13 protein-coding genes are annotated in these 15,845 nt (G+C 54.3%); 7 read left to right on the top strand and 6 right to left on the bottom strand.

Translation table 11 applies throughout. The features are described from left to right. Positions 1-70: 70 nt before the first annotated feature. The 4 genes from guaB (at position 71) to RCA23_RS08275 (ending at position 5,060) form a co-directional block, all read left to right on the top strand. Positions 71-1,522, top strand: coding sequence for an IMP dehydrogenase (guaB, locus tag RCA23_RS08285; protein ID WP_044049914.1), 1,452 nt, complete (start codon positions 71-73; stop codon positions 1,520-1,522). Further along, positions 1,522-2,679, top strand: coding sequence for an RsmB/NOP family class I SAM-dependent RNA methyltransferase (locus tag RCA23_RS08280; RefSeq protein ID WP_044049913.1), 1,158 nt, complete (start codon positions 1,522-1,524; stop codon positions 2,677-2,679). Before guaB ends, RCA23_RS08280 begins: the two co-directional genes overlap by 1 nt. A gap of 90 nt (positions 2,680-2,769) precedes the next feature. Beyond that, positions 2,770-3,639 (top strand): PAS domain-containing protein, encoded by an 870-nt coding sequence (locus RCA23_RS15990; protein WP_052377099.1) that lies wholly within the window; start codon positions 2,770-2,772, stop codon positions 3,637-3,639. A 17-nt stretch (positions 3,640-3,656) separates the two neighbouring features. Continuing rightward, entirely contained in the window at positions 3,657-5,060 is a 1,404-nt protein-coding gene (locus RCA23_RS08275; protein ID WP_052377098.1) for an ATP-binding protein, read from the top strand. 8 nt (positions 5,061-5,068) lie between these two features. Here RCA23_RS08275 and RCA23_RS08270 read toward each other — a convergent pair whose 3' ends face one another. Beyond that, positions 5,069-5,665 (bottom strand): sulfotransferase family protein, encoded by a 597-nt coding sequence (locus RCA23_RS08270; RefSeq protein ID WP_044049912.1) that lies wholly within the window; start codon positions 5,663-5,665, stop codon positions 5,069-5,071. A 175-nt stretch (positions 5,666-5,840) separates the two neighbouring features. Here RCA23_RS08270 and recA point away from each other — a divergent pair, with 175 nt between their 5' ends. The 3 genes from recA to RCA23_RS08255 all read left to right on the top strand — a co-directional run bounded on the left by recA (position 5,841) and on the right by RCA23_RS08255 (position 10,034). Next, positions 5,841-6,929: a recombinase RecA gene (gene recA, locus RCA23_RS08265; RefSeq protein WP_044049911.1), complete on the top strand. Its 1,089-nt coding sequence runs from the start codon at positions 5,841-5,843 to the stop codon at positions 6,927-6,929. 147 nt (positions 6,930-7,076) lie between these two features. Beyond that, positions 7,077-9,737 carry an alanine--tRNA ligase gene (alaS, locus tag RCA23_RS08260; RefSeq protein WP_044049910.1) on the top strand — a complete coding sequence of 887 codons (2,661 nt, stop codon included), beginning with the start codon at positions 7,077-7,079 and terminating at the stop codon, positions 9,735-9,737. Between the two features lie 6 nt (positions 9,738-9,743). Beyond that, positions 9,744-10,034 (top strand): DUF1330 domain-containing protein, encoded by a 291-nt coding sequence (locus RCA23_RS08255; RefSeq protein ID WP_044049909.1) that lies wholly within the window; start codon positions 9,744-9,746, stop codon positions 10,032-10,034. Between the two features lie 73 nt (positions 10,035-10,107). Here the strand turns inward: RCA23_RS08255 and typA are convergent, their stop codons facing one another. From typA to RCA23_RS08230, 5 genes are read right to left on the bottom strand one after another with little or no spacing between them, the layout of a single operon-like run. Beyond that, positions 10,108-11,925, bottom strand: coding sequence for a translational GTPase TypA (typA, locus tag RCA23_RS08250; protein ID WP_044049908.1), 1,818 nt, complete (start codon positions 11,923-11,925; stop codon positions 10,108-10,110). 59 nt (positions 11,926-11,984) lie between these two features. Beyond that, positions 11,985-13,319: a branched-chain amino acid ABC transporter permease gene (locus tag RCA23_RS08245; protein ID WP_044049907.1), complete on the bottom strand. Its 1,335-nt coding sequence runs from the start codon at positions 13,317-13,319 to the stop codon at positions 11,985-11,987. Next, positions 13,316-14,326, bottom strand: coding sequence for an ABC transporter permease subunit (locus tag RCA23_RS08240; protein ID WP_044051415.1), 1,011 nt, complete (start codon positions 14,324-14,326; stop codon positions 13,316-13,318). Before RCA23_RS08240 ends, RCA23_RS08245 begins: the two co-directional genes overlap by 4 nt. A gap of 6 nt (positions 14,327-14,332) precedes the next feature. Further along, complete coding sequence (locus RCA23_RS08235; protein ID WP_044049906.1) at positions 14,333-15,046, bottom strand: ABC transporter ATP-binding protein; 714 nt, start codon at positions 15,044-15,046, stop codon at positions 14,333-14,335. After that, complete coding sequence (locus RCA23_RS08230; RefSeq protein ID WP_044049905.1) at positions 15,043-15,822, bottom strand: ABC transporter ATP-binding protein; 780 nt, start codon at positions 15,820-15,822, stop codon at positions 15,043-15,045. Before RCA23_RS08230 ends, RCA23_RS08235 begins: the two co-directional genes overlap by 4 nt. Between the last annotated feature and the right edge of the window lie 23 nt (positions 15,823-15,845).

Here is a 15,845-nt window from a genome sequence, read left to right as displayed (position 1 = left end):
CCCCCTTTCGGTTTACGTCAACCCATGCGATAGGAAAGCGCCAAGTGATACCTGCTCTAGGAGGACTCCCATGGAGATTCGCGAGGCTTTAACTTTTGACGATGTTTTGTTGGTACCGGCTCAGTCTTCGGTCTTGCCCTCCACGGCAGATACCCGCACGCAGGTCACAAAATCCATCCGATTGAACATTCCGCTGCTGTCATCGGCCATGGACACGGTGACAGAAGCGCGCATGGCGATTGCCATGGCGCAATCGGGCGGCATGGGGGTTATCCATCGCAATCTCGATCTGGACGAGCAAGCGCGGCAAGTCCGGCGGGTCAAACGATTTGAAAGTGGGATCGTCTATAACCCCGTCACTCTGACGCCGGAGCAAACCCTTGCTGATGCGAAAACTTTGCAAGAACGTTACCGCGTGACCGGTTTCCCAGTGGTGCAGGATGGCCGCGTTGTCGGCATTGTGACCAACCGCGATATGCGCTTCGCCACAGATCCCAAAACACCGGTTTCCGCTATGATGTCGACTGAAAACCTTGCAATCTTGCAAGAACCAGCCGATCCGCGTGAAGCCAAGCAATTGATGGCGGCGCGGCGGATTGAAAAACTGCTTGTGACAGACAGTGCAGGCAAATTGACCGGACTGTTGACGTTAAAAGATCTTGAGCAAGCCGTCTTGAACCCAAGTGCCTGTAAGGACGACTTAGGGCGCCTACGCGTGGCTGCGGCCAGTACCGTTGGGGATGCGGGTTTTGAGCGCACGATGGCGCTGATCGAAGCGGGCGCAGATATGGTTGTGATCGACACGGCGCATGGGCACTCCGAAGGGGTGGCTTTGGCGGTGGCGCGGGCGAAGGAAGTGGCTGGAAAGACCCAAATCATCGCCGGTAATGTTGCCACGGCGGCGGCGACCACCACTTTGATTGAGGCGGGCGCAGATGCGATTAAAGTTGGTATTGGTCCAGGCTCAATCTGCACAACGCGGATGGTTGCAGGCGTGGGTGTGCCGCAATTGACGGCGATTATGGACTGCGCAAGCGCCGCCCTTCCGCATGATATTCCGGTCATTGCGGATGGCGGCATTAAGTTTTCCGGCGATTTTGCCAAAGCCATTGCGGCAGGGGCCTCTTGTGCCATGGTTGGGTCTATGATTGCCGGCACCGATGAAAGCCCCGGCGAGGTCATCCTTTACCAAGGTCGTAGCTTTAAATCCTATCGCGGCATGGGCTCTCTGGGCGCAATGGCGCGCGGCTCTGCGGATCGATATTTCCAAAAAGATGCCGCCAGCGATAAGTTGGTTCCCGAGGGAATTGAAGGGCAAGTGCCCTATAAGGGCGCGGCAGGAACGGTATTGCACCAATTGGTTGGCGGTCTGCGCGCGGCCATGGGGTATACGGGATGCGCGAGCGTGGATCAGATGCGCAAAAATTGTAGCTTTGTGAAAATCACCGGCGCAGGATTGAAGGAAAGTCATGTGCATGACGTTCAAATCACCCGCGAAAGTCCGAACTATCGGGTCGGCTGATGACACCCGGCGCCCGCGTTGCGGCACAGATTGATATACTAGAGGCTATTCTATCTGGGGTGCCGGCAGAAAAGGCTCTGACCAATTGGGCGCGGGGCAATCGTTTCGCAGGGTCAAAAGATCGGGCTGCATTGCGCGATTTGGTCTTTCAAGCGCTGCGCTGCCGCCGATCAGCTGGCGCCTGGCCGGCGCCGCAATCTGCGCGGGCCTGGGCCATTGGGACGCTGCGCGCCCATGGCGAAGATCCAAATGAATTTTTTACCGGAATAGCGCATGCGCCAGCGGCATTGTGTGCTGACGATGTCACGCCGGCTCCCTCAGACCGCGATCGTTTGGATCTGCAAGATTGGGTGATCGACCTGTTAACCCAGCAATATGGAGCCGAGCAAACTGCAAAGATTGGCGCGGTCCTGCGACATCGCGCACCAATTACGCTGAGGGTAAACTTACAAAAGACGACGCGGGCCCAGCTCCAGGCGGAATTGGCCAAGGCCGAGATTGAAACAACCCCCAATTTGGCCTCTGATACGGCGCTGACCATCGTAAGCAATCCGCGCCGCGCCGTGCTTCAACCTTGTTTTGAACAGGGTTGGTTTGAGCTGCAGGACGCGGCGTCTCAGGCCGTGGCGGATGCTATTGCACTCAATGGACGGGTTTTGGATTACTGTGCCGGGGGCGGTGGCAAGTCCTTGGCCCTGGCAGCGCGCAGCGGCTCGAAGATCTTTGCTCATGATATTTCAACCGCGCGTATGGCAGAAATAGCACCGCGGGCGGCGCGTGGTGGGCATGACATTGAGGTCATAGCGCCGCAAGATTTGGCAAAATCGGCAAAATTTGAGACTGTGGTGTGTGATTTACCCTGTTCGGGCAGCGGGGCGTGGCGCCGATCTCCGGAAGGTAAATGGAGCCTTACACCAAAGGACCTGGAGGCATTTGTGCGGCTTCAACGGGATATCATTGCCAAATCCATAACATATTTGGCGCCAAATGGATGTCTCGCTTTGATCACTTGCTCGATTTTTGAGGCCGAAAATCAAGGGCAGCGGCAGTTTGTCAGCGAAAATTTCCCGGATTTAACCTTTTGCAGCACAGAGCAATATTTACCCAGTGCAACGCAGGATGGGCTCTATTTGGTTATCTTTAAGAAAGGTATTTGAGCGCGGGCTTTGCTGTGGTAATTAATAATCAATTAACCAATTTTTTGTATGTGTCGCATTGGAATTTTTATCAACAAGCGCACGATTTAAATGAAAAATATTTTACGAATATTTGACGCCTGGCACCATTCTTTCGCCCTTGTTAGTTTCTGTGTTTCCGTTGCTTTTTTAATTGTTTTAACTGGGTTTCTGCGCACAGGGCATTGGCTTTTGGTTCTCGCACTCTCGATCGTGATATGCGCGGCTGGCTTGGCTTGTTTTTGGGTGGTGCGCTGTCTTGCAGATTTGCGGCGCTCAGCAATATTGGCGCAAACCTATGAAAATTGTGACTATGGCGTGGTGATCAGCGGGCTGGACGGCGGGGTGACACAGGTGAACCGCGCGGCAAAAGAGCAAGGGTTTTCCATTGAGCCCGGTTCCATCGATCGCGTGTTGCCAAAAGCTTATGGGGATCTCGCGCCAAAACTGGAAAGTTTGATGCGCCGGGCTGTCACGAAAGGTTGGGCACAAGATTGTGTGACCATCGGCGGTCAGGGCCTTACGCTTGATCTGTGCCGATCTGCCGGGCAATTGGTTTGGAGTTTCAAACCCATTGTTCCACGGGGGGCGCGCGAGGGCATTGCACAACCCTCTGTTGCAATGGCCCGAATGAACGGAGATCGCATTGTCACAGATGTCAATGCGGCTTTCCGAGCCCTGTTCGGTGAAACGCCCCGTTGGATTGATGTTTTGGCCAATGGCAACCGCGTGCTGCGCAATCAAGTGCAACAACTCAAAACCTTGGACGGCGAGCGCAATTTTCATGTGTTGGATCATTGGCCCAGTGATGAAACGGAAGAGTTGTATTTCTTTCCTGTAACCGATGAACAGCAGGTCTCGACCCAAAGTTATTGGGACCTGTTTGAGCATCTCTCTGTCCCTTTGATAAAACTCTCAACCAAAGGGGTATCAAAAGCGTAAATGCCGCGGCGCGCAGTTTGTTTGGCAAGAAAATCAATATTGGCCATGACATCACCGAAGTTTTTATTAGCAATCAGCAATCGCTCCTGGGATGGATTTCAGACGTATCTGAGGGAAAAATTTGGAATAAATCCATTGTTTTACAAATCCCAGGCACCAAATCGGGGACAGTGTTTCAGGCCGCATTAAGCCGGGTGTTTGATGGGCAAGAGCATGTCTTAATCGCGGCGTTTTCCGACGTCACGGCTTTAAAGTCTCTTGAGCGGCAATTTGTGCAAAGCCAGAAGATGCAAGCAATTGGCCAGCTTGCCGGAGGTGTGGCGCATGACTTCAACAATTTGTTAACTGCGATTTCCGGTCACTGTGATCTACTTCTATTGCGCCATGATAAAAATGATCCTGATTTCAGTGATCTGATGCAAATCCATCAGAATGCCAATCGGGCCGCAGCGTTGATTGGGCAATTGCTGGCTTTCTCACGCAAGCAGAACCTACAGGTGAAACTGCTCAATATTCGTGAAATTATCTCTGACTTGGCGCATTTGTTGGATCGTTTGGTGGGCGAGAAAGTAAATCTCTTGCTGTACCATGGCACGAAACTTCCCATGGTGCGGGCGGACAAGCGGCAATTGGAACAGGTGTTAATGAACCTTGTGGTGAATGCGCGCGATGCAATGGTCGAGGGGGGCGATGTTGTCATCCGCACGCAATCTGAAACCTTTGACAAGGCGCAAGAGCGCGACAGTGCGGTGATCCCAGCGGGAGAGTATGTGAAGATTCAAGTGGAAGATTTTGGCTCGGGCATACCCCCCGAACACCGCCAGAAAATATTTGAACCGTTTTTCACCACGAAACGCACGGGCGAGGGGACCGGTTTGGGGCTATCGACGGTCTATGGAATTGTTAAACAGTCCAATGGGTTTATCTTTGCAGAAAGCGAGATCGGCAAGGGCACGGTTTTTGATGTGCTGATCCCGGCAGTTGATCGGCGCGCCAAACAGAAGGAACAAAAATTGATAGCAGAGGTCGTGTCACAGCCAACACAAGGCGAACAAGTTGTGCTTCTGGTGGAGGATGAGGCACCCGTGCGCGCCTTTGCTTCGCGGGCGCTGCGGATCAAGGGTCTCACCGTTTATGAAGCCGATTGCGCCGAAGCCGCGTTGAAAATTCTCGAAGATAAGTCATTGAAAATCGATGTATTCGTGACCGATGTGGTGATGCCGGGGCTGGATGGCCCAACCTGGGTGCGGCTTGCGCTCATGGGCCGGCCCGGGACGCGTGTCGTCTTTGTCTCGGGATATGCTGAGGATGCGTTTGACAAACAACAATCTGAAATTGAGGGCTCCGTGTTCTTGCCGAAACCTTTTTCACTTAACGATCTGACCCAAGCCGTTCTGGATGTCGTGGTGCCAGCATCATAGGGCGAGCGCTAGATAGAAGCGTCTTGCCAGAGTTGAAATTCGCCCGCATGGATCTTCCGGTATTGTGCCTCCAAGTCTGGGTCCAACGGTGCCGGGCCGATGGCCGCTTGATTGAGCCACGGCAGATCCAGTTCCAATTCCAAACGGTTCTCGAGGAATTTGCAGGCCAAATCCATTTGCTCATATTGAAACAGATGCGTGATCGGCCCGCCGCTGCCTCCAGGTGACAAAAAACGCGTTTGGCAACCGACTTGGGCAAAGGGCGGGGGATCGTCTGACATCGCCTCACGCACAAATTGGTCAAAACTGATATGACAGGTCGAGGTGGGCAATAGGGCCATAGAATTGCGGGCCCTATACCGATACCAACTGCGCAGCCAGCTAATCGGCTCACGGATCAGCGCAAAGGTTTCTGGATCCTGCCCAGTGGTGAGCTGCAACAAAGGTCGCACGAAGCGATTATACCGGTAGAGCGGTAAATGCTTCATTTCTGGCGGATTGCCGAATCTACCATCGGCCTCTTGTCCCAAAGCCACTTCTAAAGCCGTTGATCCCGTTTTAGGCACGGCCAGGAGAACAAGGTTATAGCGCGAAAATATCAGCATTAATCTTTTAAATTCATATGTGTTTCACCAATTATTAAAGATTATTGCTAAGAATAAAAGATAAATTTGTAGAAAAATCTTGATTTGTTCTCCTTTTGGTCCGATAAAAAGAACAAGAAGCGAACATTACATCATTGTCCCCCCGTCTCGGGTGTGGAATAAGGAGCGTGAAACAATGGCAACGGCAGATTTACTCACAATGGCACCAAAAACAGGCGACCGTCAAAAGGCGCTAGACAGCGCTTTGGCACAAATCGAACGTCAGTTCGGCAAAGGTTCAATCATGACATTGGGCGAGGGCGCAGTCATCCCCGGGATTGAGTCGACCTCCACCGGCTCCATCGGCCTAGATATTGCTCTTGGCATCGGCGGTCTGCCCAAGGGGCGGATCATTGAGATCTACGGCCCAGAGTCCTCGGGCAAAACAACTTTGACCCTGCATTGCGTGGCGGAAGAACAGAAAAAGGGCGGCGTCTGCGCATTTGTCGATGCAGAACACGCGCTTGATCCACTCTATGCGCGTAAACTTGGCGTAAATCTGGAAGAGCTGCTGATCTCGCAGCCTGACACAGGCGAGCAGGCATTGGAAATCACAGACACTTTGGTACGCTCAGGCGCGGTTTCCATGGTGGTGGTTGATTCTGTCGCTGCTTTGACCCCGAAATCGGAGTTGGAAGGCGATATGGGCGATGCACAGGTCGGCGCACAGGCCCGGTTGATGAGCCAAGCCATGCGCAAACTGACCGGCAGCATCAGCAAATCAAACTGTATGGTTATTTTTATCAACCAAATTCGGATGAAGATTGGCGTTATGTTTGGCAGCCCGGAAACCACAACCGGCGGCAATGCCTTGAAGTTCTACTCATCGGTGCGATTGGATATTCGCCGGATTGGTGCTTTGAAGGATCGCGACGAGGTCGTGGGCAATGCCACCCGCGTCAAAGTCGTGAAAAACAAAGTCGCCCCGCCCTTTAAACAGGTTGAATTTGACATCATGTATGGTGAGGGCATCTCCAAAATGGGCGAGCTGATTGATCTTGGTGTCAAAGGCGGCTTTGTCGAGAAATCCGGCAGCTGGTATAGCTATGGTGATGAGCGTATCGGCCAAGGCCGTGAGAATGCAAAAGTTTTCTTGAGTGAAAACAAAGCTATGGCCTATGATATTGAAGCTAAAATCCGTGAATCTCACGGGTTGAAGTTTGAACGGCCTACCGATGTAGAGGGGCCAAGCTCAAAAGATGAGGACAATGTGATCGACCTCTAGGGTGGCCCGCGCCCTCAGTTAATAGACAAAGTTAGATAAAACACCCCGGCGCAGGAAGCTCCGGGGTGTTTTGCTTTGCCGTGGACACTTGTGGAAAGGAAAGGTAAGTCTTCGGGCAACCCCAATTTACAAGGTTTTTGCGAAGAAATGCCCACGCTCAATGATATCCGCTCCACGTTTTTGAACTATTTTGACCGCCAGGGTCATCGTGTTTTGCCATCTAGCCCCTTGGTGCCGCGCAATGATCCCACACTGATGTTTGCCAACTCAGGTATGGTGCAATTCAAAAACCTTTTCACGGGCGTTGAAACGCGCGATTACACGCGGGCCACCACCGCACAAAAATGCGTGCGCGCCGGCGGCAAACATAATGATCTGGACAATGTGGGCTACACCGCCCGCCATCACACCTTCTTTGAGATGATGGGCAATTTCAGCTTTGGGGATTATTTCAAGGAAGAGGCCATTCTCTTTGCTTGGGAGGTCATCACAAAAGAGCTATGTATTCCCAAGGAAAAACTGGTTGTCACCGTCTATCATGATGATGATGAGGCCGTGGCCCTTTGGAAGAAAATTGGCGGATTTAGTGATGATAAAATCATCCGCATCGCCACGGATGATAATTTTTGGATGATGGGGCCGACCGGTCCTTGTGGCCCCAGCTCAGAGATTTTCTACGATCACGGGGATCACATCTGGGGCGGCCCTCCCGGCAGCCCGGATGAAGATGGTGACCGATTTGTCGAAATCTGGAACCTGGTCTTTATGCAATATGAGCAGTTTGAAGACGGCACGCGCAAAGCCTTGGCCGCACAGTCCATCGACACCGGCATGGGCATTGAGCGGGTTGCGGCATTGTTGCAAGGCACGAATGACAATTACGCCACGGATTTGGTGCGCAATCTGATTGAGGCCTCAGCGCAGGCGACCTCTTCGGATCCGGACGGCCCGCATAAGACCCACCACCGGGTGATTGCAGATCACCTGCGCTCAACATCCTTTCTGATTGCCGACGGGGTTTTACCCTCCAAGGATGGGCGTGGCTATGTGCTGCGGCGGATCATGCGCCGTGCAATGCGTCATGCGCATTTGATCGGCGCGGCGGATCCTTTGATGCATCGTTTGGTGCCTGCTTTGGTGCAGCAAATGGGGGCGGCCTATCCTGAATTGGTTCAGGCCCAATCGATGATTGAAGAAACTTTGTTGCAGGAAGAAACCCGTTTCCGCACCACTTTGGACCGGGGTTTGCGCCTGTTGGAAGATGAGGTTGGCGATCTGCCGCAGGGCGGCGCCTTGCCTGGCGCCACCGCCTTTAAGCTCTATGACACTTTCGGCTTCCCACTTGACCTGACGCAAGATGCTCTGCGTGAGAAAGGCCTCTCGGTCGATACGGATGGCTTTGACATCGCGATGGCCGCTCAAAAAGCCAAAGCCCGTGCTGCTTGGGCAGGCTCGGGTGAAATGGCCGATGATACGATTTGGTTTGACGTGCTGGACAACCATGGCGCGACAGATTTTCTGGGCTATGACACCGAACAAGCTGAAGGTCAGATCGTGGCGCTCGTGCAGGATGGCGGGCAAGTGGACCGTGCTGACGCGGGCGCTGTTGTGCAAATTGTACTCAACCAAACGCCTTTCTATGCGGAAAGCGGCGGTCAAATCGGTGACCGTGGAGAGATTGTGACAGAGAGTGGCATTCTTGAGGTCACCGATTGCCGCAAAACTGCGGATCTGTTCATTCACATGGCCAAAGTCACGAAAGGCTTTGTTGGAATGGGGCAGGCCGCTGAGCTCATAGTCGCGTCGGAACGCCGTGCGCGTATTCGTGCAAATCATTCCGCAACCCATCTGTTGCATGAAGCTCTGCGCCGGGCACTGGGTGATCATGTGGCGCAACGCGGGTCACTGAACGCAGATGACCGCCTGCGGTTTGACTTCAGCCATGGGCAAGCGCTTACGGCCGCGCAGTTGCAACAGGTGCAAAGCGAAGTAAACGCCTTCATCCGGCAAAACAGCACGGTTGAGACTCGTATTATGACACCTGACGATGCGCGCGCCCTGGGGGCCCAAGCGCTCTTTGGCGAAAAATATGGCGATGAGGTTCGGGTGGTTTCTATGGGGCATTTGCCCGGCTCTGGCAAAGGATCGGGGCAAGACACCTACAGCTTGGAGCTTTGCGGCGGCACCCATGTGCGCCAAACTGGAGATATCGGCGGATTCGTCTTGCTGAGCGATGGGGCCTCCTCGGCCGGGGTGCGGCGCATTGAGGCGCTGACCGGAGTGGGCGCAGAACATCACATTCAACAACAAATGGCTGCAATGGCCGCGGCTGCGAATGTTTTGAAAGTCCAGCCGACAGAGATCGCCGACCGCGCGCAACAGCTTCTCGAGGAGCGCAAAGCTTTGCAGAACGAAGTGGCCAACCTGCGCCGCGAGCTTGCATTGTCTGGTGGCACAGAGGCCGCAGCCGCAGATCCGATTTCCATCGGTGGAAAGGCCTTCCTTGCACAGGTTTTGCAAGGGGTAACGGGCCGCGATTTGCCTGCTTTGGTGGATGCGCATAAAGCAAAGATGGGCTCCGGTGTGGTCTTGCTGATCGCGGATACGGATGGCAAGGCCGCGGTGGCCGCGGGCGTCACGGGTGATTTGACCGAGCACATCTCTGCGGTGGATATCGTTAAAACTGTTGTTGCAACCCTTGGCGGCAAGGGAGGCGGCGGCCGGGCTGATATGGCCCAGGGCGGCGCAAAATCGACCCAAGACTCAGACGCCGCAATTTTAGCCGTCAAAACACTCTTAGAGGAGTAAGAAAAGATGCCAAAAGCTCTCTGGATTGCCCATGTCAACGTTTTGGACGCGGAAAAACTTGCCGCCTACGCCAGCGCCGCCACGCCCGTCATTGCCTCATACGGCGGAGTGTTTTTGGCCCGCGGTGGTGCCTATGAGCAATTGGAAGGCCCGGATCATACGCGCAATGTCGTGGCGCAGTTCCCCAGCCTACAGGCCGCGCATGATTGCTACCACTCCGAGGGTTATCAAGCGGCAATTAAATTGGGAGAGGGCGGGTTTCAGCGCTCATTGATGATTGTGGAAACCATCGACTGATCGCGGATTGAACCGGGTATAGGCTTAAGAATAAAAAGGGATGCAGATGAAACTCTGCATCCCTTTTTGCTGTTTATGCGCTGCGTGAGGCGCGTTTGCGCTCATGTGGATCAAGGTGGATCTTACGCAAACGAATGGCATTTGGCGTGACTTCTACCAGCTCGTCATTGTCGATATAGGCGATGGCCTCTTCCAGAGACATTTTGATTGGCGTGGTCAAGCGCACCGCTTCATCGGTTCCGCTGGCGCGCACGTTCGTCAATTTCTTGCCCTTGAGCGGGTTCACCTCAAGATCATTCTCGCGGTTGTGCTCGCCGATAATCATGCCTTGGTAGACATCCTCTTGGCTGCCGATGAAGAATTTACCGCGGTCTTCAAGGTTAAAGATCGCATAGGGCACAGAGACCCCATTCTCCATGGAGATCAATACGCCAGCGCGACGGCCTGGGATTGCGCCTTTGTGCGGCGCCCAGGTGTGAAATACGCGGTTCAAAACGCCCGTGCCGCGGGTGTCGGTCATGAATTCGCCTTGATAGCCGATCAGGCCGCGCGACGGCACATGCGCGATGATGCGCGTCTTGCCGGCCCCTGCGGATTTCATCTCTGCCAAGTCACCCTTACGAAAGCCGGTCAGCTTTTCAATCACAACACCAGAATATTCTTCATCCACATCGACGGTCACTTCTTCGATGGGCTCTAGGCGCTGGCCATCCTCTTCTTTGAACAAAACCCGCGGGCGGCTGATAGACAGCTCAAAACCTTCACGGCGCATGTTCTCGATCAGTACACCCATTTGCAACTCGCCGCGGCCGGCGACCTCAAAGGCCTCGCCGCTCGGCGTATCTGTCACACGGATCGCCACATTGGTTTCCGCTTCTTCCATCAAACGCTTGCGGATCACCCGGCTTTGCACTTTTTTACCGTCACGGCCGGCCAGGGGGCTGTCATTGATCCCAAAGGTCACCGATATGGTGGGGGGATCAATCGGCAAGGAGGGCAGGGCCTCGTTGATTTCAGGTGCGCAGATGGTGTCTGCAACGGTGGCTTTGGTCATGCCAGCCAGCGACACGATATCGCCCGCCACGGCCTCATCAATCGCGGTCTGCGATAGGCCGCGGAATGCGAGAATTTTTGTGCAGCGGAACTGCTCAATCTTGCTGCCATCCCGAGATAGGGCCTTCACGGAGTCCCCAGCTTTGAGGCGGCCCGTTTCGACCCGCCCGGTCAGAATGCGGCCAATGAATGGATCCGCTCCAAGCGTCGTCGCCAGCATGGAAAAGGGCTCATGGGCTTTTTCTGCCTGTTTGGGGGATTTCACGTGGCGCACGATCAACTCGAACAAAGCGGAAAGATCCTTACGCGGCCCGTCCAGCTCCTCATCTGCCCAGCCAGCTCGACCAGAGGCATAGAGAACCGGGAAGTCCAATTGCTGCTCATTGGCATCCAGTGACGCAAAGAGATCAAAACACTCATCTAGGGCGCGGTCAGGTTCACCATCGGGCTTGTCCACTTTATTGACCACCACAATCGGGTTCAGGCCAAGCGCCAGCGCTTTGGAGGTGACAAATTTGGTCTGAGGCATTGGGCCTTCTGCCGCGTCCACCAACAAGACGACGCCGTCCACCATAGACAGGATGCGTTCCACCTCGCCGCCGAAATCCGCGTGACCTGGCGTGTCAACGATATTGATCCGCGTGCCCTGCCATTCGACCGAAGTCGCCTTGGCCAGGATGGTGATGCCCCGCTCTCGTTCCAAGTCATTGCTGTCCATGGCCCGTTCGGTCGTGGCTTGATTTTCCCGGTAGGTGCCGGATTGCTTTAACAGCTCATCCACCAAAGTGGTTTTGCCGTGGTCAACGTGTGCGATGATCGCGATATTACGAAGGTCCATTGGGTGCCTCTTCCTTGCTCACCGCGCCGCCTATACTGCGGCGCGGCGAAAGGAAAGAGCTACTTTTCAGGGATCAAGCCTTTCGGCGCAAATCTGAGTACCAAGATCAATATTAACCCCATGGTCAAAAGGCGCATATGGGCCACTGAGTCCAGCAAATGCAGCCGCAAAACATTGTCTTCCGCCATGCCCGAGGTCAGGATCTGCATCAAGATCGCCCCCATTGGTTCGACTTGGACCCAAAGGAAAAAGATCAAAAATCCCCCTAAGACTGACCCGAAATTATTGCCTGAACCGCCTACAATGACCATCACCCACACCAAAAAGGTGAAGCGCAGCGGCTGGTAGGAGGATGGGGTCAACTGGCTGTCGAGCGTGGTCATCATGGCGCCGGCCACGCCGCAAATGGCCGAGCCAAGGATGAAAATTTGCAAATGCCGCGCTGTGACATTTTTTCCCATCGCTTCAGCGGCTTCCTCATTGTCTCTAATCGCCCGCATCATGCGGCCCCATGGGCTGGCGAGGGCCAGTTGTGCCAAAATGAGGACAATGACCAAAACAATCGAAAACAAACCGGCGTATCCCAGCTTTACAACAATCGAAGAGGAGGTGACCGGATCAAGCCCAAGCGCAGTGGTGTGTTCAATAAACCCGGCACTTTCTTGCAGCTCAATTTCATAGGGCACCGGGCGGGGCAGGCCGATCACGTTCTTCACACCGCGCGACAGCCAATCTTCGTTTTTCATCACTGCAATGATGATTTCTGAAATCCCAAGCGTGGCAATGGCGAGATAATCGGAACGCAGACCCAGAGCGGTTTTGCCAATGAGCCAGGCGACACCAGCCGCCAAAAGCCCACCTACGGGCCAGGAGATCAATGTCATAAAGCCCCAGTCTTTGTAGCTAGCGCCGCCAAAGTTCAATCCACCGAGATAGCCGGTGCCGGCTGCATCAACGGCTTCCACAGCCGCCACGCCGCCATCAAAGACCGCGCGATAGAGAAAGAATCCACCGATTAAAATGGCTATGGTGGTAAGGGTTCTTGCCGGGCCTGCGGCCATGCGCAGTTGCACTAGGATTGCAGTGGTCACCGTGGCGGCGCCCAGGACTATGCCCAGAATGACTCGAAGCCCGCCCGCGGCCCAGGCCTCAGTTGTTGGGGGCATCGAGATTAAAACAGCTGCGAGGCCGCCCAGCGCCACAAATCCCATAATGCCGACGTTAAACAAACCGGCAAACCCCCATTGTAGGTTGACCCCCAGCGCCATGATCGCTGAAACCAATCCCATATTGAGGATGAAAAGCGCTGTGTTCCAGCTTTGAACAAAGCCCGTGCCCAAAATGAGGCAGGCCACCAGAAAAAACAGACCGATGTTCTTGTAATTAATGGTCATACGGATTTCCCCTTAAACAATCCGGTCGGGCGGAACAGCAATACGATAATCAGTATCGTGAAACTCACAGCGAATTTATAATCCGTCGAAAGGAGCTGGACCAATGTATCGGGCTCGAAACGATCCGGCAGAAGGTAGCCGAGAACCTTTTTGAGCGGGTAGGTGATGAGAACCTCTGAGAACGCAATAACAAAGCCCCCGGCAATGGCTCCCAACGGATTTCCCAAGCCGCCCACCACCGCCGCGGCAAAGATGGGCAATAGAAGTTGCAGGTAAATGAATGGCTTGAAGGATTTATCTAATCCATATAGCGCCCCGGCGGTTGCGGCCAGACCCGCAACGATGAGCCAAGTTACCATCACCACCCGGTCGGGGTTGATGCCCGAGAGCAGCGCCAGATCCTCATTGTCCGAAAACGCGCGCATGGATTTCCCCGTGCGGGTGCGGTTGAGAAACCAAAACAATGCGACGACCACAATTACGGCTGTGACAATGGTAATGCCCTGGGTGGTCTTAAAAGCCAAACCCTCTGAAAGCCCTGTGAGTTTTTTGAACTCCCGCGCAGATATGATGAATCTCTCACCATCGGAAAACCTTTGATCATTTGGCCCAATGATAAAGCGCACCAAGCCGTTCATTACAAACATCACCCCCATGGAAACGATGACCAATATGACCGGCGCGGCTTTTTGTTGCCGGTAAAACCGATAGACCAGCCGGTCAGTGGTCAGCAATAGGGCGGCCGTGGCGGCAATACCAAAGGGAATGGCCAAAAGCGCCGTCGGCAGCGGGCCAAGCGAGATGCCCCAGCCTTGAAACAGCCAGGTCACCAGAATGGTCACCATAGCGCCAAAGGCCATCGTGTCCCCATGGGCAAAGTTGGAAAACCGCAAGATGCCATAAATCAACGTCACACCAAGCGCGCCAAGGGCCAATTGGCTCCCATAGGCGAGGGCAGGGATCAGGACATAATTGGACAGCACGACCACTGCATTCAAAAGATCAATCATCGCCTAACCCCCCAAGAAAGATTTGCGCACATCTGCATTGGCCAAAAGCGCCGCGCCTGTGTCGGTGAATCGATTTGCGCCTTGCACCAGCACATAGCCGCGATCGGCGATCTCCAACGCTTGCCGGGCGTTTTGCTCAACCATTAAGATCGAGATGCCCGTGCGGGCAACCTCGATGATCCGGTCAAAGAGCTCATCCATCACAATAGGCGAAACGCCAGCCGTGGGCTCATCAAGCATCAAAACCTTAGGCTGCGTCATCAAGGCCCGGCCAACTGCCACCTGCTGGCGTTGCCCGCCGGACAGCTCGCCGGCCGCCTGTTTGCGTTTGTCGCGCAGAATGGGAAAGAGATCAAAAATCTGCTCCATCGTCACGCGGATATCATAGCGGCGCAGGAAGGCGCCCATTTCTAGATTTTCTTCAACGGTCAGGGAGGTGAAGATATTTGAGGTTTGCGGCACAAAGGCCATGCCTTTGGCCACGCGGTCCTGCGGCGAAAGATGGGTGATGTCCTCACCATCCAAGCGCACAGAGCCCTTGTGAATGTTGAGCATGCCGAAAACGGCCTTCATCGCAGTGGATTTGCCGGCGCCATTGGGGCCGACGATCACGGCAATCTCACCGGGGTTCACCGCGATGGTGCAGTCGTGCAAAATATCGGCGCCCCGGCCATAGCCGCCGGTCATCGACTCGCCGATCAAGAAGGGTTCGGTCATTCTGCTGCGCCTTTATTTTTTAGTCCGGTGCCAAGATAGGCTTCAATCACCTGTTCATTGGCCTTAATTTCGTCAATTGTGCCCTCTGCCAGCACCTTGCCCTCAGCCATGACAATCACCGGATCGCAGAGGCGGCCGATGAATTCCATGTCATGCTCAATCATGCAAAACGTATAGCCCCGCTCTTTGTTGAGCCGAACGATCGCATCACCGATGGTATTGAGGAGCGTGCGGTTGACCCCCGCGCCGACTTCATCAAGAAACACGATCCGCGCGTCCACCATCATCGTGCGGCCCAGTTCAAGCAATTTTTTCTGTCCACCGGAGAGGTTGCCAGCTTTCTCATCACGCAGATGATCGACGGTTAAAAATTCCAAAACCTCATCGGCTTTGGCTTGCAGCGCGCGCTCTTCATCTGCGATGCGTTTTCGTCCAAACCACGTGTTCCAAAGGGTTTCCCCCGATTGGCTGCCGGGCACCATCATCAGGTTCTCGCGCACGGTCATTGAGCTGAATTCATGGGCAATTTGGAAGGTGCGCAGCAGCCCTTTGTGAAACAATTCATGCGGAGACATGCCGGTGATATCGTCTCCCGCCATCGTGACCCGGCCAGAGGTGGGCGGCAAAACGCCTGCGATCACGTTAAATAGGGTGGTTTTGCCAGCACCATTCGGGCCGACCAAACCAGTGATAGAGCCCTCACGTATTTCCAACGATGCTCCATCTACGGCGTGAAATCCGCCAAAATGGCGATGCAAGTTTTCAACCTTGATCATGCCAAGTCTCCAATAGTCATTTC

Origin of the sequence: Planktomarina temperata RCA23, from assembly GCF_000738435.1 — a bacterium.
Taxonomy (GTDB): Bacteria; Pseudomonadota; Alphaproteobacteria; order Rhodobacterales; family Rhodobacteraceae; genus Planktomarina; species Planktomarina temperata.
This window is presented reverse-complemented; position numbering and strand designations above follow the sequence as displayed.